The sequence below is a fragment of the Streptomyces sp. Je 1-4 4N24 genome (assembly GCF_026239515.1).
Classification (GTDB): Bacteria; Actinomycetota; Actinomycetes; order Streptomycetales; family Streptomycetaceae; genus Streptomyces; species Streptomyces nigrescens.
This window is the reverse complement of the sequence record NZ_CP110836.1, coordinates 4,746,131-4,765,396: the sequence shown is the minus strand read 5'-3', so window position 1 is coordinate 4,765,396 and position 19,266 is coordinate 4,746,131. Positions and strand designations below refer to the sequence as shown.

At 73.9% G+C, this 19,266-nt stretch carries 16 protein-coding genes; 11 read left to right on the top strand and 5 right to left on the bottom strand.

Annotation, left to right across the window (positions count from 1 at the left end; translation table 11 throughout):
* Positions 1–13: 13 nt before the first annotated feature.
* Positions 14–562 carry an SRPBCC family protein gene (locus SLV14N_RS20685; protein ID WP_173873840.1) on the bottom strand — a complete coding sequence of 183 codons (549 nt, stop codon included), beginning with the start codon at positions 560–562 and terminating at the stop codon, positions 14–16.
* Between the two features lie 55 nt (positions 563–617).
* Positions 618–1,682, bottom strand: a complete 1,065-nt coding sequence (locus tag SLV14N_RS20680; RefSeq protein WP_173873839.1) for a 3-oxoacyl-ACP synthase III family protein — start codon at positions 1,680–1,682, stop codon at positions 618–620.
* Between the two features lie 300 nt (positions 1,683–1,982).
* Here SLV14N_RS20680 and SLV14N_RS20675 point away from each other — a divergent pair, with 300 nt between their 5' ends.
* Complete coding sequence (locus SLV14N_RS20675; RefSeq protein ID WP_173873838.1) at positions 1,983–2,984, top strand: amidohydrolase family protein; 1,002 nt, start codon at positions 1,983–1,985, stop codon at positions 2,982–2,984.
* Between the two features lies 1 nt (position 2,985).
* The gene (locus SLV14N_RS20670) at positions 2,986–3,786 is read left to right on the top strand and encodes an arylamine N-acetyltransferase (RefSeq protein WP_173873837.1); all 801 of its coding nucleotides are present in this window, start codon (positions 2,986–2,988) and stop codon (positions 3,784–3,786) included.
* Positions 3,787–3,967: 181 nt separating this feature from the next.
* On the opposite strand, the gene SLV14N_RS20665 is transcribed toward SLV14N_RS20670, so the two are convergent.
* Positions 3,968–4,375, bottom strand: a complete 408-nt coding sequence (locus SLV14N_RS20665; RefSeq protein WP_173873836.1) for a DUF4440 domain-containing protein — start codon at positions 4,373–4,375, stop codon at positions 3,968–3,970.
* Positions 4,376–4,574: 199 nt separating this feature from the next.
* On the opposite strand from SLV14N_RS20665, the gene SLV14N_RS20660 reads away from it, so the two are divergent.
* From SLV14N_RS20660 to SLV14N_RS20640, 5 genes are all read left to right on the top strand, one after another.
* Positions 4,575–5,243, top strand: a complete 669-nt coding sequence (locus SLV14N_RS20660; RefSeq protein WP_173873835.1) for a flavodoxin family protein — start codon at positions 4,575–4,577, stop codon at positions 5,241–5,243.
* 10 nt (positions 5,244–5,253) lie between these two features.
* Positions 5,254–6,027: a VOC family protein gene (locus SLV14N_RS20655; RefSeq protein ID WP_173873834.1), complete on the top strand. Its 774-nt coding sequence runs from the start codon at positions 5,254–5,256 to the stop codon at positions 6,025–6,027.
* A gap of 674 nt (positions 6,028–6,701) precedes the next feature.
* A complete protein-coding gene (locus SLV14N_RS20650) occupies positions 6,702–7,910 on the top strand; it encodes a 3-deoxy-7-phosphoheptulonate synthase (RefSeq protein ID WP_202034929.1) in 1,209 nt (402 codons plus the stop codon).
* Positions 7,911–8,105: 195 nt separating this feature from the next.
* Entirely contained in the window at positions 8,106–8,789 is a 684-nt protein-coding gene (locus tag SLV14N_RS20645; RefSeq protein ID WP_173873832.1) for an isochorismatase family protein, read from the top strand.
* Positions 8,786–10,702: an anthranilate synthase family protein gene (locus tag SLV14N_RS20640; protein WP_173873831.1), complete on the top strand. Its 1,917-nt coding sequence runs from the start codon at positions 8,786–8,788 to the stop codon at positions 10,700–10,702. Before SLV14N_RS20645 ends, SLV14N_RS20640 begins: the two co-directional genes overlap by 4 nt.
* Before the next feature lie 74 nt (positions 10,703–10,776).
* On the opposite strand, the gene SLV14N_RS20635 is transcribed toward SLV14N_RS20640, so the two are convergent.
* Positions 10,777–11,754, bottom strand: coding sequence for an NADPH:quinone reductase (locus SLV14N_RS20635; RefSeq protein WP_173873830.1), 978 nt, complete (start codon positions 11,752–11,754; stop codon positions 10,777–10,779).
* 261 nt (positions 11,755–12,015) lie between these two features.
* Here SLV14N_RS20635 and SLV14N_RS20630 point away from each other — a divergent pair, with 261 nt between their 5' ends.
* The 3 genes from SLV14N_RS20630 (at position 12,016) to SLV14N_RS20620 (ending at position 18,087) form a co-directional block, all read left to right on the top strand.
* Positions 12,016–14,016, top strand: coding sequence for an FAD/NAD(P)-binding domain-containing protein (locus SLV14N_RS20630; RefSeq protein WP_173875087.1), 2,001 nt, complete (start codon positions 12,016–12,018; stop codon positions 14,014–14,016).
* A 74-nt stretch (positions 14,017–14,090) separates the two neighbouring features.
* Complete coding sequence (locus tag SLV14N_RS20625; protein WP_180218776.1) at positions 14,091–15,440, top strand: lyase family protein; 1,350 nt, start codon at positions 14,091–14,093, stop codon at positions 15,438–15,440.
* Positions 15,441–16,818: 1,378 nt separating this feature from the next.
* Positions 16,819–18,087 carry a transposase gene (locus tag SLV14N_RS20620; RefSeq protein ID WP_173873828.1) on the top strand — a complete coding sequence of 423 codons (1,269 nt, stop codon included), beginning with the start codon at positions 16,819–16,821 and terminating at the stop codon, positions 18,085–18,087.
* Between the two features lie 153 nt (positions 18,088–18,240).
* On the opposite strand, the gene SLV14N_RS20615 is transcribed toward SLV14N_RS20620, so the two are convergent.
* Positions 18,241–18,588, bottom strand: coding sequence for a PRC-barrel domain containing protein (locus tag SLV14N_RS20615; RefSeq protein WP_173873827.1), 348 nt, complete (start codon positions 18,586–18,588; stop codon positions 18,241–18,243).
* Between the two features lie 148 nt (positions 18,589–18,736).
* Here SLV14N_RS20615 and SLV14N_RS20610 point away from each other — a divergent pair, with 148 nt between their 5' ends.
* On the top strand, positions 18,737–19,246 hold the full coding sequence (locus SLV14N_RS20610) for a hypothetical protein (protein ID WP_265667716.1): 510 nt from the start codon (positions 18,737–18,739) through the stop codon (positions 19,244–19,246).
* The last annotated feature ends 20 nt before the right edge of the window (positions 19,247–19,266 follow it).

The following is a 19,266-nucleotide window of genomic DNA, read 5'->3' as shown; positions in this document are numbered from 1 at the left end:
GAAGGTCAGGGGGTCAGGACGACTCGACGACTTTCTTGAGGCGTTCGACAGTGGCGGCCATATCGGATCTCACCTTGGCCCCCCACTCGGTGAAGAACGCCTTCTTCTCGTCGTCGCTCATTCCGGCCGTGATGCCCGTGATGCCCTCGGTGGGTCCGCCCATCCGGAAGTGGTGGGTGAGCGAGGTGCCGCCCGGTGCGGGCCGCAGCGTGTATCCCCAGACGCTGTCCTGGGCGCGGCCGGCCTCGGTGCGCATCGCCCAGGAGAAGCGGTGAGGGGGTTCGGCCGCCACGACCTCGGCCGTCGTGGTCCACGCGCCGCGTACCACGGGGGCCCAGGCCACCACGTCGGCGCTGCGGTGGTTGTGGCCGCGGAACACCGCGCCCACGGTGCCGGGGGTGCCGTGTGTCCACTCCCCGCCGGTGCACTCCTCGCTCCACTGGTGACAGCGCGGCAGATCGCTCACCACGGAATAGACGCATTCCGGGGACCGGGCGACATGCACCTCGACGCTGATGTCGAAGAGGGGTTCTGCTTCGTTCGGAACTTCTGTGGCGTTCATGGCGAAATCCTGTCCGGGGGTGGGAAGGGCGGCAAGAAAACGCGGTCCGGGTTCGTCAGGTCCCGTCGGCCGCGAGGGCGGCACGGCTCTTTCCGCCGCGCCCGCCGGCCCGCGTCGTCCGCCATTCGACCAGGGCCAGGCCCGCGGCCATGCCGCCGCCGAACCCGGCGAGCACCACCAGGTCGCCGGGCACGAGCCGGTCGGCGGCCCGGTCGAGGGTGACCGGCACCGACGCGGCACCGGTGTTGCCGAGGAACCGCACCGTCGTATGCGTGTGCTCCGGCAAAAAGCCGAGGCTGTCGGCGAGCGCGGCGATCATCCGCCCGTTGGCCTGGTGGGGGACGAAGTGCGCGCGCCGGGCGCGGTCCGCCAGATGGCGGTCGAGGAAGGAGCGGATCAGCGGCCCGACCCGGTTCTCCACGAAGTGGCGGACCGCCGGGCCGTCCATGGCGAAGTAGTGGAGGCCCTCCTCGACCGAGGCCCGGGACGCGGGTATCCGGGAGCCGCCCGCGGGGACCCGGATCAGGTCCCGTTCCTGCGGGAAGGTGGCCAGCTCGGTGGCGAGGACACCTCCGGTCGCGGTGGGCCCCAGCACCACGGCTCCGGCGCCGTCGCCGAAGAGCACGACGGTCCTGCGGTCGGTGGGGTCGAGAGTGCGCGAGTAGATGTCGGCGCCGATGACGACGGCGTGGCCGCCCGTGCCGCGGATCATGCGCTCCGCCGCGGTCAGCGCGAAGACGAAGCCGCTGCACACCGCGTTGATGTCGAACGCCGGGGTGCCGGCCGGGACGCCGAGTTCGGCGGCGACCGCGGTGGCGGTGGGCGGCTGGGGCGCGTCGGGTGTGGAGGTCGCCACCACGACGAGGGAGATGTCCGCCGGGCAGACCCCCGCGTCGTCGAGCGCGGCGCGCGCGGCCATCGCCGCCAGGTCGGAGGTGGCCTCGTCCGCCTTCGCCCAGCGGCGTTCGCGGATGGCGGTCTTCCGGGTGATCCACTCGTCCGTCACGCCGGCCGGTGCGCCGACCTCGTCGTTGGTGACGACCTTTCCGGGAAGACAGGAACCGGTGCCGAGAATTCCGATCGCTTCGGCGTCATGGACCGGTGCTGCTCCAGGGGCCATGATGACTCATTTCAGCTCGTCGCCGCGCGGCATTCCCGGGCGGGAGTGCGGGGCGGCGTCCGGTACGAAGGTTTGCCCCGGACGGTATTCGGGGGCCGGGCGGCGCCCTAGGAAAACGCGGCAACAAGTGTCAGCTCCGTCGGCGGCGGTGGCCGTTGCGCCAATCCCGCGGCGACCGGAAGTGAACGCCTCGGGGTGCGGCAGAAGTTGACAGACTTCCCGGCCCGTACATCGACCTTCTCCCGCAAGCGGTCCTAGCGTGGGGCGCCGAGGCGGTGGCCGTCCGAACAAGGGATTTTCATGGGGACAAGCAAGGAGGCGGCGGCACAGCCGCCTTGGACCGGTGCCATCGACGTGCACCACCATGTCATTCCGGAATTCTACGCTGCGGAACTGAGGGACCTCGGATTCGCCTCCACACTGCCCGGTGTCGACAAACCCCGGTGGGAGATCGGGACGAGTCTGTCGATGATGGAGCGGCAGGGCATCCGGGCGGCGGTCGTCAACGTCTGGCCCGGGGTGCCCGCCGTGGACGCGGCGACGGGCGCGCGGCTGGCCCGCCGGGTCAACGAGTTCCTCGCGGAGCTGACGGCCGCGCACCCCGGCCGGCTCGGCGCGTTCGCGGTGCTGCCGCTGCCGCACGTGGACGCCGCGCTGGAGGAACTCGCCTACAGCATGGACGTCCTCGGCCTGGACGGGGTCGGCCTGGTCACCCACTACGGCGGTGTGTACGTGGGGGATCCGGCGCTGGACGCGTTCCACGCCGAGGCGGCGCGCCGGGGCACCCCGCTGTTCGTCCACCCGACGGCGCCGCCCGTCGACCAGCCCGCGTTCGGACTGCCCGTCTCGCTGTGCGAGTTCCCGTTCGAGACCGTGCGGCTGACGGCGCAGCTGCTGTACAACCGCACGCTGGAGAGGCATCCGGGGCTGCGCGTGATCCTGTCCCACGGGGGCGGCGGTGTGGCCTACTACGCCGCACGGCTGGCCTGCGGCCCGCTGATCCGCGCCGATCTGGCCGAGCGGCTGCCCGAGGACCCGGTCGGCTATCTGCGGCGCCTCTACAGCGACACCGCCATGATCGGTGATCCGCACGCCTTTCCGTCGGTGCGGGCGTTCACCGGAGCCGGCCGGCTCCTGGTCGGCTCGGACTTCCCGTTCATGCCGGAGTCCTTCAGCGCGGCCGGCGGCCGTCACATCGTCGGGCAGGGCGGATTCACCCCGGACGAACTGGCGCGCATCGAGTTCGGCAATGCCGCCGAGCTCTTCCCACGATTCGCCCACGAGAGGCAGGAGGGCCGTTAGCATGCTGGACGACACCACGGTCGCCGCGTATCTGGACCGTATTTCGGCGCGGCGCCCGGCGAAAGCCGACCTGGAGTCGCTGCGGAACGTGCAGATGCGTCATCTGCTCTCCGTGCCCTTCGAGAATCTGGGCTATCACCTCGGTGAAGAGATCCACATGGACGAGCGGGCCGTCGACAAGGTCGTCCAGGAGCGCCGGGGCGGTGGCTGCTACGAGGTCAATCCCTCGCTCAAGTTCCTGCTGGAGAGCCTGGGGTACGAGGTCTCCCTGCTGCCGGGCAGGGTGTGGATCAAAGGACGGCTGACCGCCCCCCTGTGCCATCTCGCGCTCAAGGTGCGGGCGGAGGGCGCGGAGTGGCTGGTCGACGTGGGCTTCGGCCGCAACAGCCGCTACCCCCTCTCGCTGGCCACGCGGGACGAGCAGCAGGACCCGCACGGCAGCTTCCGGGTGGCGGCGGCCGACGACGGCGGTATCGACGTCTCCTTGAACGGCACGCCGCAGTACCGGGTGTACGACATCCCGTGCGACATCTTTGACTTCGGGCCCACGCTGTGGTGGTACCGCACCGCGCCCGACTCCCCCTTCCTGCAGAACCTCTTCTGCTCGCTGCCCACCGAGAACGGCCGGGTCACCCTGAAGGAGGACCAGCTCACGCTCATCGTCGGCACCGAGCGGGAGAGCCGGCGGCTGTCCGGCGAGGAGGAGATCCGTGAGGCGTACGACAAGTGGTTCGGCATCCGGCTGGAGCGGCTGCCGGTGAAGGCGTCCCAGGACAACGGCATCTCCATGTCGTTCGACTGACAGCGGGCGCGCCCGGCGCGGCCACGGCGTCCGGCCATGGCCTCCGGTCGTCCTTCCCCGCGGCCGGAGGCCGCGAGCGCTCCACCCCCGGAGCCGTTCCGGGGGTGGAGCGCTTCGTCGGCCTTCGGCGTCCCCGGGCCTGGGTCCCGGACCCGGGACGGTAGGTCGCAAGGTGCCGGAGTCAGGAGGTGCCGGAGGGGTTGGAGACCAGGTAGCGCCAGTACCCGTCCGGGCCCCGGCGGGCGATGTCGGTCGCCGTGCCCTCGGTGTGCACGTGGCTGCCGTCCGGCCCCACGCCGTCGTGCACGTAGTCGTTGATCAGCAGTGCCGTGTCCCCCACCACATAGACGTGGCGCAGCGTGACGGTGATCGGGATGCGGTCGCGCACCACCGCCGGGAGCCCGGCGCGGCGCTGCTCGCCCGCCGACACCTCACCGGGCCGCACCACATGGACGGCTTCCGGTTCGAAGAGCGCGTCGAGGAGTTCGAGGTTCCGCGCGTTGAAGGCGTCGGCGAAGACGGTGGGCAGGTCGGCCGGCTCGACGGGAAGTCCCGCAGTGTGCTGAACGGCATTCGCGAGGTCATTCATGCGCCGAGTACAGCAGCCGGGAAAACCCGAGGGCACGGGGTAGCGCCGGTCTCTGTCAGCTCCGCGCCTCCGGACGGAGTATTCCGTGCGGACCTGACAGATGACGGAATCAGCCGTGGCTCCGGCTTTCGCGCGAACGGCATGATGCAGCCGTCATCCGCGTGCCGGTACGCCCGAATCGGTCGACAAGGAGTTTCCCTTGACCACGCTCACTCTGCTCTTCCATTCCCGCAGCGGAAACACCTACCAGCTCGTGGAGAAGGCCGCGAAAACGGCGCTGGACGCGGGTGCCGAGGTGCGGGTCCGCAAGGTGCCCGAGCTGCCCGACCCGATGATCCTGGACAAGGGTGCCTACGCGGAGCTGGCGACCGCCACCGCGGACGTCCCGGACGCTGGACTGGACGACCTGCTGTGGGCCGACGCGATCATGGTAGGTACGCCGGTCCACTACGGGCTGCCCGCCCCGCAGATACTCAACTTCATCGACCACACCGGCCCGGTCGCCATCCCCGGCAAGCTGATGAACAAGGCGGTGTCCGCGTTCGCCTCCGGTTCCATGCCGCACGCGGGCCAGCAGGCGGCCATCCTCGCCCTGCACAACGCCTTCTGCCACTGGGGCGCCGTGATCGTGCCGAACGGCTCGGCCGCCGCGGTGCTGCACCAGCCCGGGAACGGGGCCCCGTACGGCACCGGCACCATCTCGCGGCACCAGGCGAACAGCGTGACCGAGGACAACCTGGGTGCCATCGAGTACCAGACGCTGCGCACCCTCCAGGTCGCCGGCGCGCTCGGCCGGGGGCTGCGGCCGGAGCCGGGGATCACCATGGTGAGCGACGAGCGGCTGCGCACCTTCGGCCTGGACATCTGACGGGGCGGGCATGACGTTCCGTGACTCCCCGTGGCCCGAGGGGACGCCCTGCTGGGTGGAGGTGCGGGTGGCCGACCCCGTGCGCACCAGCACCTTCTACGGCAAGCTCTTCGGCTGGACGTTCTTCGACCACGGCCCCGAGTACGACCACTATCTGACGGCGCGGCTGAACGACCGCGCCGTCGCCGACATCGGCCCGCGGGCGCCGGGGCAGCCGGCGGCCGGGCCCTCGGCGTGGCTCGTCTGCTTCGCCGTCACCAGTGCGGACGCGACCGCGGCGCGGATCACCGAGGCGGGCGGCACCGTGCCGCTGGCGCCGTGCGACGTCGGCGACCACGGCAGGTTCGCGGTGGCGGCCGATCCCGCCGGGGCCGAGTTCGCCGTCTGGCAGGCGTACGCGTACCCCGGCGCGGAGGTCACCGGCGTGCCCGGTGCGGCCGTGTGGCACCACTGCGCGAGCCGGGACGCCGGGGCGTCGCTGGCCTTCTACGCGGCCGTGTTCGGCCACACCGTGACCCGGGCGCCCGGCGGCTGCACCACGCTCGGCCTCGACGGGCGCCCGGTGGCGAGCGTCGGCGAGGTCCCGACCGGGGACGGCGGCGCACCCTCACACTGGGACGTCACCTTCGGCGTCGAGCACCTGGCCACCGCGCTCACCCGGATCACCGAGCTGGGCGGCACCGTGCGCGAGGGACCGTTCGACACCCCGCACGGCCCCGGCGCCCGGGTCACGGACGCGCAGGGCACCCCGTTCGACGTCCTCGAAACCGGCGGCGGGCACTGAGGTTCGGTAGGGGGCGCCCTCCCGCCGCGCCCCGGCACACCACCGGGCCGCCGGCGGACCACCGCCGAGCCGCCGCCGGTCCACTGCGAGAGGGCCGCCCCTTGACGCCTCCACGCCACCTGGGGGGCAGCGGGCGCGACACGGGCGCGGGCGCGGATCCGACATGAACGCCGGCGCCCGCACCCGGATCCGGACCGGATCCGCAACCGCACCCGCACCCGCACCCGCACCCGCACCCGCACCCGCACCCGCTGCGAAGGGTGACGCCCGCACGGCACCGTCGCGGGAACTCCGGCATGAACAGCGGACGCCCGCGGCATGACGCGTTCCCGGCGGTTCCGTTGCCGAGGACTCCACCGCGCGGGCGCCGCCCGCACAAAATCCGGGGCCCGGGCGGCGGTTGGGCCCGAAAGGACGTCGGACATCCGCCCCGTGCCGGGTCCACCGGGTCTGACGGCCGGCCGGGTCCCGGCAATTGACAGATTTCCGCTGACCTGACGAACCGGTTCGTCGCGCCTTGGCCCGCACCCGCCGAGGCATCAGGGTGGAGCCGTGTCCCCGATATTCCTTTCGGATCGATATCCAGGCGACGGCCGATGCCGGGCGACGGCGCGGAACAGCCGTGACCGGCTCGGGTCGCCGTGCGAAAGCTGGAGCCGGCATTGACTAGCGACATGCTCCCCATTCCCTTGGAAAAGGCGCGGCAACAGCCGGAATGGGAGGACCGGGCGCAGGTGCAGCGCGCGCGGGAGACCCTGGCCGAGCGCCCCGGACTCGTCCGGCCGGACGACGTGCGGACGCTGCGTGCCCATCTGGCCCTCGTCAGCGAGGGCGCGGCCCAGGTCGTGCAGGCCGGTGACTGCGCGGAGGACCCGGCCGAGTGCACGGCGGACCACGTCGCGCGCAAGGTGGCCGTGCTCGACCTGCTCGCCGGTGCGATGAAGCTGGCCGGGCGGCGTCCGGTGCTGCGGGTGGGCCGGATCGCGGGACAGTTCGCCAAGCCGCGGTCGCAGCCGACCGAGCGTGTCGGGGACGGCGAACTCCCCGTCTACCGGGGCCACCTGGTCAACGGACCGGCGCCGGACGCGGAGGAGAGGCGCCCCGACCCGCTGCGTCTGGTCACCGGGTACATGGCCGCCGCCGACATCATCGCCCACCTCGGACAGGGCCGTGCCACCGGCATCGACCAGCCGGTGTGGACCAGCCACGAGGCGCTGGTCCTCGACTACGAGGTCCCCCTGGTGCGCCGGACCGACGAGGGGGAGCTGCTGCTCTCCTCGGCCCACTGGCCCTGGCTCGGGGAGCGCACCCGCCAGGTGGACGGGCCGCACGCGGCGCTGCTCGCCCAGGTGGTCAACCCTGTCGCCGTCAAGGTGGGGCCCACGGTGGAGGTGGCCGAGCTGCTGGCGCTGTGCGCCCTGCTGGACCCGGAGCGGCGCCCGGGCCGGCTGACGCTGATCGTGCGGATGGGCGCCGGGACGGTGGCCGAGCGGCTGCCCGCGCTGGTCCGCGCGGTGCGGTCGGCCGGGCATCCGGTGGTGTGGCTGACCGATCCGATGCACGGCAACACGGTGGTCACCCGCAGCGGCCACAAGACGCGGTACGTCCGCACGTTGCAGCGCGAGGTCCGCGAGTTCCGCGCCGTGCTGGCCGGGGCCGGTGCGTTCCCCGGCGGTGTGCACCTGGAGACGACGCCCGACCAGGTCACCGAGTGCGTGCTCGACGCCTGGGAGGCCGACCGGGTCCCGGAGGTCTACACGAGCTTCTGCGACCCGCGGCTCACCGTCGACCAGGCGCTCGAGGTCCTGAGCGCCTGGGGCGGGGCCGAACCGCCGGCGATGGCGGCCGAGGTGGCCGGGCCGCGGCAGGCGGCGGGGGGCTGAGACATGGCAGGCAGCGGCGCCGACAGCCCCCCCGGGCGGCCACGCGCGGCGACAGCGACGACAGCGACAGCGAAATCGACAGCCGGGAAGTCCGGTCCACCCGGTGGGCCCGGAGCGCTCGGCACACGGGCTCGGCACGTGAGCGGCGTCCGGGCGCGCACGCAGCGGCACCCAGAGGAACGGAGAGGAACCGCCATGTCCGGGATACCCGACATCCCCGCGTACCCGATGCCCGGTGAGCAGGATCTGCCGGCGAACACCGCACGCTGGACGGTGCGTCCCGAGCGGGCCGTCCTGCTGGTGCACGACATGCAGCGCTACTTCCTGCGCCCGTTCGCCGACGAGCAGCGCCGCACGCTCGTGGGCAATGTCGTCCTGCTGCGCGAGCGGTGCGCGCGGCTCGGTGTCCCCGTCGCCTTCACGGCGCAGCCCGGCAGCATGACCCCCGAACAGCGCGGTCTGCTGCGGGACTTCTGGGGGCCGGGGATGCGCCTCGACGCGGCGGACCGGGACGTCGTGGGGGAGCTGGCCCCGCGCCCGGACGACTGGCTCCTCACCAAGTGGCGCTACAGCGCCTTCTTCCGGTCCGATCTGCTGGCCCGGATGCGGGGGGCGGGCCGCGACCAGCTCGTCGTCTGCGGCGTCTACGCCCACATCGGGGTGCTGGCCACCGCCGTGGACGCCTTCACCCACGACATCCAGACGTTCATGGTGGCCGACGCCGTCGCCGACTTCTCCGCGGACGAGCACCGGCTCGCGCTCACCTACGCGGCGCGCCGGTGCGCCGTGGTGGCCACCACCCGCGGACTGCCCGTCGAAGGCGGCACGCTGCTGGGCGACGTGGCCGACGGGACGGCGGAGAGGCGGGCCGCCGCGTGAGCGCCCGGCGGACGGCCGCCGACCCGGCGCGGGTGCTGCTGGAGCGGGTGCTGGCCCCCTCCCCTCCCCCGTTCGCCCTGCTGCACCGCCCGACGGCGGCCGGGTCCGACCGGGTGGAGGTCCTCACCGGACCGGTCGGGCCCGTGGAGCGCATCGCCGACCTGCCCGTCCCCGCCTCGGCGCGGGGCCCGGCCGGCGCCGACGTGCTGGCGCTGGTGCCCTACCGGCAGCTGGCCGAGCGCGGCTTCCCCGCACCGGACGACGGGGAGCCGCTGCTGGCCATGACCGTACGGGAGCAGGCCGCGCTGGACCGGGCCGAGGTGCTCGCCACCGTCCCGGACGTGCCCATCCGGCTGGAGAACGAGCGCTTCGACATCGACGACGAGGAGTACGCCGGGCTGGTGCGCCGCGTCCTGGCCGAGGAGATCGGCGCGGGCGCCGGCGCGAACTTCGTCGTCAAGCGCCGTTTCCTGGCCGATCTCACGGGCTACACCCCGGCCACGGCGACCGCCTTCTTCCGGCGGCTGCTGGCGCGGGAGGCCGGCGTCTACTGGACGTTCCTCGTGCACACCGGCGACCGCACGCTCGTCGGGGCCAGCCCGGAGAGGCATCTGAGCCTCGCGGACGGGGTCGCGGTGATGAACCCGATCAGCGGGACCTACCGCTATCCGCCTGACGGCCCCACCCTCAGCGGGGTGATGGACTTCCTGGCGGACCGCAAGGAGACCTACGAGCTGTTCATGGTGGTGGACGAGGAGCTGAAGATGATGTCCCGGTTCTGCGACGCGGACGTGCGCGTGGTGGGGCCGTACCTCAAGGAGATGGCACGGCTCGCCCACACCGAGTACGTCATCGAGGGGCGCACCGAGCGGGACGTACGGGAGATCCTGAGCGCCACCCTGTTCGCGCCGACCGTCACCGGCAGCCCCCTGGAGAGCGCGAGCCGGGTGATCAACCGGTACGAACCCGCTGGGCGCGGCTACTACAGCGGGGTGGCGGCGCTCATCGGCAGGGACGGCCGCGGCCGCCGCACGCTGGACTCCTCCATCCTCATCCGCACCGCCGACATCACCTCCGAGGGCCGGATGGCGATCGGAGTGGGCGCCACCCTGGTGCGGGACTCCGAACCGGCGGCCGAGGTGGCCGAGACGCTCGCGAAGGCGACCGGTCTGCTGTCCGCCCTGCGCGCCGAGCCGGAGGGCCCGCTGGGCCGGCACCCCTCGGTGCGGTCGGCGCTGCGGGCCCGCAACCAGGAGATCGCCCGCTTCTGGCTGGACGGGTCCGGCCCCGCCGCCGGCCGCCCTTCCGCACTGGACGGGCGGCGGGTGCTGGTCGTCGACGCCGAGGACACCTTCACCTCGATGATCGCCCACCAACTGCGCTCCGCGGGGTTGGAGGTGACGGTGCGGCGGTTCGACGAGCCCTACTCCTTCGCCGAGCACGACCTCGTCGTCATGGGGCCGGGTCCGGGCAGCCCGCTGGAGGTCGGTGAGCCCCGGATCGCCCATCTGCACGAGGCGGTGGACACGCTGCTGGAGGCGCGCCGCCCGTTCCTCGCCGTCTGCCTCAGCCACCAGGTCCTCAGCCACCGGCTGGGCCTGCCGGTGCGCCGGAGGGACATCCCGCACCAGGGGGTGCAGAAGGACATCGACCTGTTCGGGCGGCCGGAGCGGGTGGGCTTCTACAACAGCTTCGTGGCGCACAGCCCGTCCGGGCTGCTGACCCCGTACGGTACGGGCCCGGTCGAGGTCTGCCGGGACGCGGCGACCGGTGAGGTGCACGCGCTGCGGGGACGGCACTTCGCGGGAGTGCAGTTCCACGCCGAGTCGGTCCTCACCCACGACGGGGTGCGCATCCTCGGGACGCTGCTGGCCGGTGTGCTCGACGGCGCCGGGCAGCCGGTGCGGTCCTGACGGTGGGCGGGCGCGGCCGCGCGCTGCCCCGCCGTACCGCCCGCGGAGCCGGGGCGGCGACCGCACCGGCCCCGTCAGCCCGTCGTCAACGCGACCCGGCGGCCGTGCAGTTCGCCCGCCTCCAGCATGCGGTGGACCTCGGCTGTGGCGCTCAGCGGAAGGACCCGTACCTCGCGCGGCCGCAGACGGCCCCCGGCCAGCAGCCTGTTGACGCAGCCGGCCGCCTGCGCCAGCTCGCCGGCCGTGGCCCCGGTGATGGCGAAGCCGACGACGGACCCGTCCCGCACGTACAGCGGTCCGGCGGGCAGCACGGGCGTGGTGTGCAGTCCGGCGAGCAGGACGACGCGTCCGCGCCGGGCGAGCAGCCGCACGGCGGTGGTGAGGTCGTTGACGCCGGCCGCGTCCGCCCAGACGTCGACTCCTTCCGGGCACGCGCGCGCCAGCCGGTCACCCAGCCCGTCCGCCTCCCGGTCCACCACCACATCGGCTCCCAGGTCACGGCAGTAGGCGGCGTCCCGGGCCCGGGCCACCGCCACCACCCGGGCACCCGCCGCGGCGGCGACGACCAGCATGGCGGCCCCCACGTTCCCCGCCGCGCCGACCACGACCACGGTCTGGCCCGCCCGCAGCCGGCCGTGGGTGACCAGGCCCAGGTACGCGGTGGCCGCCGGGTGCACCACCGTCACCGCGGTCTGAGGGGCGACACCGTCGGGCAGCCGGTAGAGCCGTTCGGCCGGCACGACGGCGCGTTCGGCCGCCGCCCCCTGCCGTCCGGCGTGTCCGAGGCTGTTGCACCACACCCGCTCCCCCACCCGGAACCCGGTGACCCCGTCGCCCGTCCCGGCGACCCGGCCGACCAGATCGCGGCCGACCACGAACGGGAAGTCCACGGGCGTCTCCACCGCCCCGGACCGGATGAAGGTGTCCACGTGGTTGGCGGTGGTCGCCTCGACGTCCACCAGCACCTCGTGCGTGCCCGGCCGGGGGTCGGGGAGCGGACCGAACCGTATGGAATGTGCCGGACCGAATTCGTTGATGTAGGCAGCACGCATACGGGGATTCTCCCAGAGGACGCGGCGCCGGACACGCGGCGGCCCGGTCGGGTGCGGAATGTGTCAACTCGCATCGCCGGGCCGCCTTTTACCGTTCCTTTTCCCCACCGCCCGCACTTGACTGATTGCTCCCGCCGGCGTTGCCGGGCACCCGCCCGCCCTTTCAGAATGCGTGCGGTGTTCCCTCGCACGTCCTCGCCGTATTCGGGCAGGTCCGGCGCTGCCATATGTCCCCGGCCGGAATGAGAAGGGGTGCTCGGATTGAACACGACGGCACACGAGATCGCGGTCATCGGCGCGGGCCCGCGCGGGCTCGCCGTGCTGGAGAGACTGTGCGCGAACGAACGGGCGCGGCCGTTCCGTTCGCGGGTGCTCGTCCATCTCGTCGACTCCGCGCCGGCCGGTGCGGGATCGGTGTGGCGCACCGGCCAGTCGCGGCACCTGCTGGCGAACACGGTCGCCTCACAGATCACCGTCTTCACCGACGTTGCCTCGCGCATCGCCGGTCCCATCGAGCCGGGACCGAGCCTGTACGAGTGGGCCGCGTCCCTGCCCGCACCCCCAGCGGGGGACGACGCGGCCGGCAGCACCCCCGACACGGCGTACGACGCAGCCACCCTCGCCGAGGCGCACGCGCTCGGGCCCGACTCCTACCCGACGCGCGCGCTGTGCGGGCGCTACTTCGCCGACTGCCTCCGCCGCGTCGTGGAGGGCGCCCCCGCCCATGTGGAGATCAGGGTGCACAGGTCCCGGGCCGTGGCCATGGCCGACACCCTCGGGTATTCCGGCGGGCCGCAGGGCGTCCGGCTGGAGAACGGCACCCGGCTCAACCACCTGGACGCCGTCGTGCTCGCCCAGGGACATCTGCCGACCCGGCCGACCCCGCACGAGGAGCGCATCGCGAGCCTCGCCCGTATCAACCACCTGACCTACCTGCCGCCGGCCAACCCGGCGGACGCCCGCCTCGACGGCATCCGGGCCGGGGAGCCGGTGCTGCTGCGCGGCCTCGGGCTGTGCTTCTTCGACTACCTCGCCCTGTTCACCCTGGGCCGCGGCGGCCTCTTCGACCGCGTCGGCGGGGAGCTGGTGTACCGCCCCAGCGGCGAGGAGCCGCTCCTGTACGCCAGTTCGCGCCGGGGTGTGCCGTTCCACGCGCGCGGCGAGAACGAGAAGGGCGCGCACGGCCGCCACCTCCCCCGCCTGCTGACGGCCGACCACGTGGCCCGGCTGCGCACGCGTGCCGCACGGGCGGGCGCCGGGCTGTCCTTCGCCCAGGACCTGTGGCCGCTGATCGCCCGCGAGGTGGAGACCGTCTACTACGAGACCTGGCTCAGGCACCGGCGCGGCGCCGAGGCGGCGGAGCTGTTCGCCGCCCGCTACGCGGCCTGCGCCGAACCGGCCGCGCGCGAGGCCCTGGTGGACGCCCACCGGATCCCCGCCGCCGACCGGTGGGACTGGGCGGCCCTCGCGGACCCCGCACGCACGCGTACGTTCACCGACCGCGACGACTTCCGGGCCTGGCTGCTCGACCGGCTGGCGGAGGACGTCCGGCAGGCCCGCGAGGGGAACGTCGGCGGACCGGTCAAGGCCGCCCTCGACGTCCTGCGCGACCTGCGGAACGAGATCCGGCTCGCCGTGGACCACGGCGGCCTGGAGGGGTCCTCGCACCGGGACGAACTGGACCGGTGGTACACGCCCTTGAACGCCTTCCTCTCCATCGGCCCGCCGCCCCGGCGCGTCGAGGAGATGCGTGCCCTGGTGAGGGCCGGTGTCCTGGAGCTGACCGGCCCCGGCACCCGGATCAGGATCGACACCCGTCGCCGGGCGTTCGTGGCCGACTCCGAGACGGTGCCCGGCCCCACCGTCCGGGCCGGGGTCCTCATCGAGGCACGCCTGCCCGCGCCGGATCTGCGCCGCACGGCCGACCCGCTGCTGCGGCACCTGCGGCACACCGACGCGTGCGCCCCCTACCGGGTCGCCACCGCGGACGGCGGCACGTACGAGACGGGCGGACTGGCCGTGACCCCGCGGCCCTACCGGCTGCTCGACGCCCGGGGGCGGGCGCACCCGCGCCGCTTCGCGTACGGGGTGCCGACCGAGGCGGTGCACTGGGTGACGGCGGCCGGCATCCGGCCCGGTGTGGACTCGGTGACGCTCGCCGACGCCGACGCCATCGCCCGCACCGTGCTCGGCCTGGGGCCCAGCGACGCGGCAGCCGGTGCCACGGCGGCCGGGGTCCCGCACGGCGAGGTGCTGCTGTGAGCACACCGCCCGCGAGAGCCGCCACGGCCGGTACCGCGCCGCCCCCGCCCGCGCCCCACGTCCTCGACGCGGGCCTGCTCTCCCCGGTCCGCGCGGGCACCCCCGTCGAGCGGGCCGTCTCGGACTCCGCGTGGCTCCAGGCCATGCTCGACGCGGAGGCCGCGCTCGCCCGCGCGCAGGCGAGGCTCGGCCTCGTACCGGCACACGCCGCCGAGGTCATCACGAGGACCGCGCGGGCCGGCCGGTTCGATCCGCGTGAACTGGCCGTCCGCGCACGCGAGAGCGCCAACCCCGTGGTCTCTCTGGCCGGAGCCCTGACGCGCGCGGTCGCGGAGGCGGACCCGGCCGCCGCCGAGTACGTGCACCGGGGCTCGACCAGCCAGGACATCTTCGACACGGCGGCGATGCTCGTCTCCCGCGACGCGCTGCGCCTGCTGCGCGCGGACCTGGCCCGTATCGCGGACGCGCTCGCGCGCCTCGCCCGCGCACACCGCGACACGGTGCTGCCGGGACGCACCCTGGCGCTGCACGCCGTGCCCACCACCTTCGGGCTCAAGGCCGCGGGCTGGCGGCGAGCGGTGCTGGACGCCGACGCCCGCGCGGCCACCGTCCTGGCCGCCCTGCCGGTCTCGCTCGGCGGTGCGGCGGGCACCCTCGCCGGATACGTCGAGCACGGCGCGGACCCGGAGCGCCTCGTGGCGGCGTTCGCCGCCGAGACCGGGCTGCGCGCCCCCGCCCTGCCCTGGCACACCCTGCGCACCCCGATGGCCGACCTCGCCGCCGTCCTGGCACACGGCGCGGGCGCGCTGGGCAAACTGGCGGTGGACGTGCTGTCCCTCACCCGTACCGAGGTGGGCGAGGTCGTCGAACCCCATGTACCAGGACGCGGCAGCTCCTCCGCGATGCCGCAGAAGCGCAACCCCGTCCTGGCCACGCTGGTCCGCAGCGCCGCCCTTCAAGTCCCGGCGCTCGCGGGGGTGCTGACCCAGTGCATGCTCACCGAGGACGAGCGTTCCGCGGGCGCCTGGCACGCGGAGTGGCAGCCGCTGCGTGAATGCCTCCGCCTGACCGGGGGCGCCGCCCACACGGCGGTGGAGCTGGCCGGGGGACTGACCGTGCGGCCCGCGCGGATGCGCGCCAACCTCCGGCTCACCGAGGGCGGGATCGTCGCCGAGCGCCTCGTGGCCGCGCTGGCACCGCTGCTGGGCAAGGCCGCCGCCCGCACCCTGCTGACCCGCGCCACCGCGGCGGCGGCGGAGGACGGGCGCCCCTTGGCCGTACACCTCGCCGGCGCGGCCGAGTTGGCCGGCCGGATCCCCCCCGCCGAACTGGACCCGCTGTGCGATCCGGCCGGCTACACCGGCGCCGCGGCCGGCCTGGTGGACCGCGAACTGCGGCCGGGCGGCGCGGAAGGAGACGGCTGAAACCCCGCCCCCGCCTCGTCCCCGACGGAACGGACGGCGCCCTGCGCGCCCCGCCGCACCACCGGCTTCTGACCCGCCGTGACCCGCACCTGACCCGTTCCTGACCCGTTCCCGACCGCTGCTGACCGCGACGACCCACCGCCGGCCCGTCCCGCACCGTGGTGCCCGCTCCGGTGCGAGGGGGGCCGGCAGGCCGGGCGGAGTCCACGCGAGGGGCGGGGTCGTCCCCGGCACGGGCCCGCTCCGGAGGGCGGCTCCCCGCCGGAGGGGCTCGGTGGGGAACCGTCTGGTAGGAAACCACGAGTCCCCCGGGGCCACCCGCCGCATCCGCCCGCAGCGGAACCGGACATCCCCATCAGCGGAGCGCGCCGTCACCCACGGAATCCGTGGCTTTCCCCGGCGCCGCACACGGATTCCTGACTGTCTCGGGGGCGTTCACGGGAATATCGGCTGCCCGCCGTCCCGCTGACCACCCTGACCCGGCTCATGACCAGCTGACCCGCTGACGACCTTGCGCCGCACACCGCCCGTGGGTTTGGATTTTCGCAGCCTTAGGGAACGGGGGAAGAACAGGCTGCGGATTCTTATACACATGGTAACCGCAGCTATTCGCCCCCTCATTCCGACGACCAATCGACCCAGGGCCGGAAAAATAGGGGGAGAAATGTACGTGTACCGAGCACCGCGGGAATTGACCGAACCCTGGCGCCGTACCGCCCCAGCGACCGCGCCGCGCCCGCGCGTCCGTCCCGACCGCCGCGCGCCACGCCCCGCCTTCCCGCGAGGGCGTGACTGAGCCTCCCGCGTCCCCCGCCGTGCCGGCAGCCCGCACGGTGCCCCTCCGCTCCGTACGCCGCTTCCGCTCCGTACGCGACCGACTCGGCCCGCCACGCAGTGCGCACCCGCACGCGGGGGCCCTCTCCTCCCGGACCCGCTCTCCCCTCCGCCCCTGACGGGCCGGACCGAGGCCCGGAAGCCGGTACCCCCGTACCGGACATGTGACAGCCACTCCCACCCACCACCGCGCTCCGGACCGCCGACGACGTGCGCCGACGACGCCGCACGCTCCGCCAGGCCGCACCGGAGCCTCCTTCCGCGGACCCGGCGGACGTGCCCGCGCACGACCGGGTGCGCCGTACCGACGCGCCCGCGCACGGCACTCGCGACGTGCCCAGGTGCCGGTCGTCCCGCGCCGGAGACCGGGACCAGGGCACGGACACCTCGCGGCCGGCCCCGGCGGCCCCTTGCCCGCAGGGCCCACCGGCAGGCCCCAGGCCCGTATCCGCCCTCGCACCTGTCCGCTCACCACATCGATCACGACCGCGCACGCCCGTGCGCGGTCCGGGAAACGCACCGCGCACCCACCAGGAGGCACGGCATGACTCTCGTCAACCGCGAACCCGACTGCATCGCATTACTGGACGACCCGACGGACGGCCCCGGCCCGGAAACCACCGGAAGACCTGCCCTCGACCGTTCGGTGGCGGAACTCTCCCCCGTCGTTTTCGCCTCGCTCCCGCGGGCGGACCAACGCCGAAAAGGATTGATGTACCTGCGTGGTCTGCTGGGAGCGACCGGAAGGAAATCGGTGCGGAACATCGCCGCATTCCTGGGGGACCAGGTCAACGATCAGGGCCTGCACCACTTCATCAACGACTCGACATGGGAATGGGACCCCATGCGGGAAGCCCTGGGACGCCATGTCCTCCAACGGCTGCCACCGCGCGCCTACGTGGTCCATCCGCTGCTCATCCCGAAGTCCGGCACGCACTCGGCGGGCGTGACCCGCACCTTCTCCTGGGAGCGGGGGCAGGCCGTCACCGCCCAGCAGGTGACCGGCGTGTGGGGCGTGACCGCGCAGACCGCGCACCCGCTGAACTGGCAGCTGCACCTGCCCTCCCAGTCGCCGAGAGGCACCCCCGACGACTGCCGCGGGACGGTGCCGGGCACGGACCCGGCCGCCTGGCGGACACCGGAGGAGGCGATGGTGAACGCCTACGTGGAGACGGCGGCGCGCCTGTCGCTGCCGCGTCGCCCGGTGGTGCTCAACGCCGAGCGGCTGGACGGCATCAAACTGGTCGCCCGGCTCGGCGCGGCGGGGCTCCGGCACGTCTCGAAGATCGCCCCGGACACCTGGCTGCTGCCCAACGACCCCTCGCTGCCGGGGTGGGGCGACAGCCCCCTGCAGGCGAGCCGCATCGCGCGGATGGCCAGGGCCGGCCGGAACCGCGTGGCCCTGATCCCGTCCGGCACCCCGGACACACCGGAGCTGGTCGTCACGGCACGGGTGCGCCTCCCGGCCGTACGGGAAGCCTCCGGGCAACGCGGCACCGGGAACGGGGACCTGCTGCTGATCGGTGTGGGCGGCGGCCGCTCCCGGTGGCCCGAGGAACTCTGGCTGACGGACATGGCGCGGGCCGACCACTCCGCCCTGCTGCGGCTCGTGGGGCTGAGCCGCCGGGTGGAGCGGCAGGGCGTGCCGCTGGCCGAACGCGTGGGGATACGGGACTTCGTGGGCCGCTCGTACGCGGGGTGGAACCGGCACGCCACGCTCGCCTCGGTCGCCCATGCGGCCACCGAACTGGCCGGACTGCGGCCGGACGCCGATCCCTTGGCGGCGAGGGGGTGGGGCCGCGCCTGCCTGTGACTGGGGGCGCGCGTGCGGCCGGGAACCTGTGACCGGAGGCCCGCGTGCGACCTCCCGCCTGTGACCTGGGGTCCGTGGCCTGGGAGCTGTGACCCGGGGTCCGGGACCGGGAGCTGTGACCGGGGGCGGGCCGGGCCGGGCAGGGTCCCGGTCTCAGTGGCCCCTGCTGTGCCGGCCGCCGAGCTGGTCCCGGTGGCGCGGGTCGCCCAGGTGCCTGTCCTCGTCGAACTCGGGGGCCGCCTTGACCTGTTCCCTGGACAGGGCGACGCGGACGGTCCGGTCGGCGTTGCTGATGCCCAGGACCGCGCCGGCCGGGAGGAGCACCTTCTTGCCGAAGATCCACGGGCCGGTGTCCACCACCAGGTACCCGGAACCGATCTCCGTGGAGTTCTCGTCGACCGTGCCGGCGCGGCCGTCGGGCGCCTCGACGTGGTACCCGGTCAGGTCCGCGTCCGGCGTGTGGCCGGCGGTCGGCGCGTAATTCCCCAGGTTCTCCGTCACCAAGACCTCCCGAAACCTCTCGCCGGACCCTCCGCACGCCGGCGGACGCGCCCACCACGGGTGCCCCGCCGGACATCCCGGTACACACCCTCGTCTGTTTCCATGAGAAGGCAGGCGGGGGAGCGTCGGACGCCGAAGGAGCTGGGCGGTGGCGAAGGGGAAGGCGGAAGCGGGGGCGGTGACCGCGCCGGTGGTGGTGTTCGATCTGGACGGGACGCTGGCCGATGTCCGGCACCGGCTGCCGCTCCTCCAGCGGCGCCCCCGCGACTGGGAAGCCTTCTTCGCCGCGGCCGTCCACGACCCGCCGCTGGCCGAGGGCGTCGCTCTGGCCCGCGAGAAGGCGCGGGAGGGGGAACTCGCCTACGTCACCGGACGCCCCGAACGCTGCCGCGCCGACACCCTGGCGTGGCTCCGCGAGCAGGACCTGCCCGGCGACCGGCTCCTCATGCGCGCCGAGCGGGACCGCCGCCCCGCGCGGGTCGCCAAGCCGGAGCTGCTGCGGCACCTCGCCCGCGAGCGCCCCGTCCTGCTGGTGGTGGACGACGACGCGCAGGTGTGCCTCGCCTACGAGCGCGCGGGCTTCCCGGTGCTGCGCGCGGACTGGATGAGCCAGGAGCCGGTACTGGAAGCCGTCCAGGAAGCGGAAGGGCGCACTTGACGCGCGCCGGGCGACTCGCG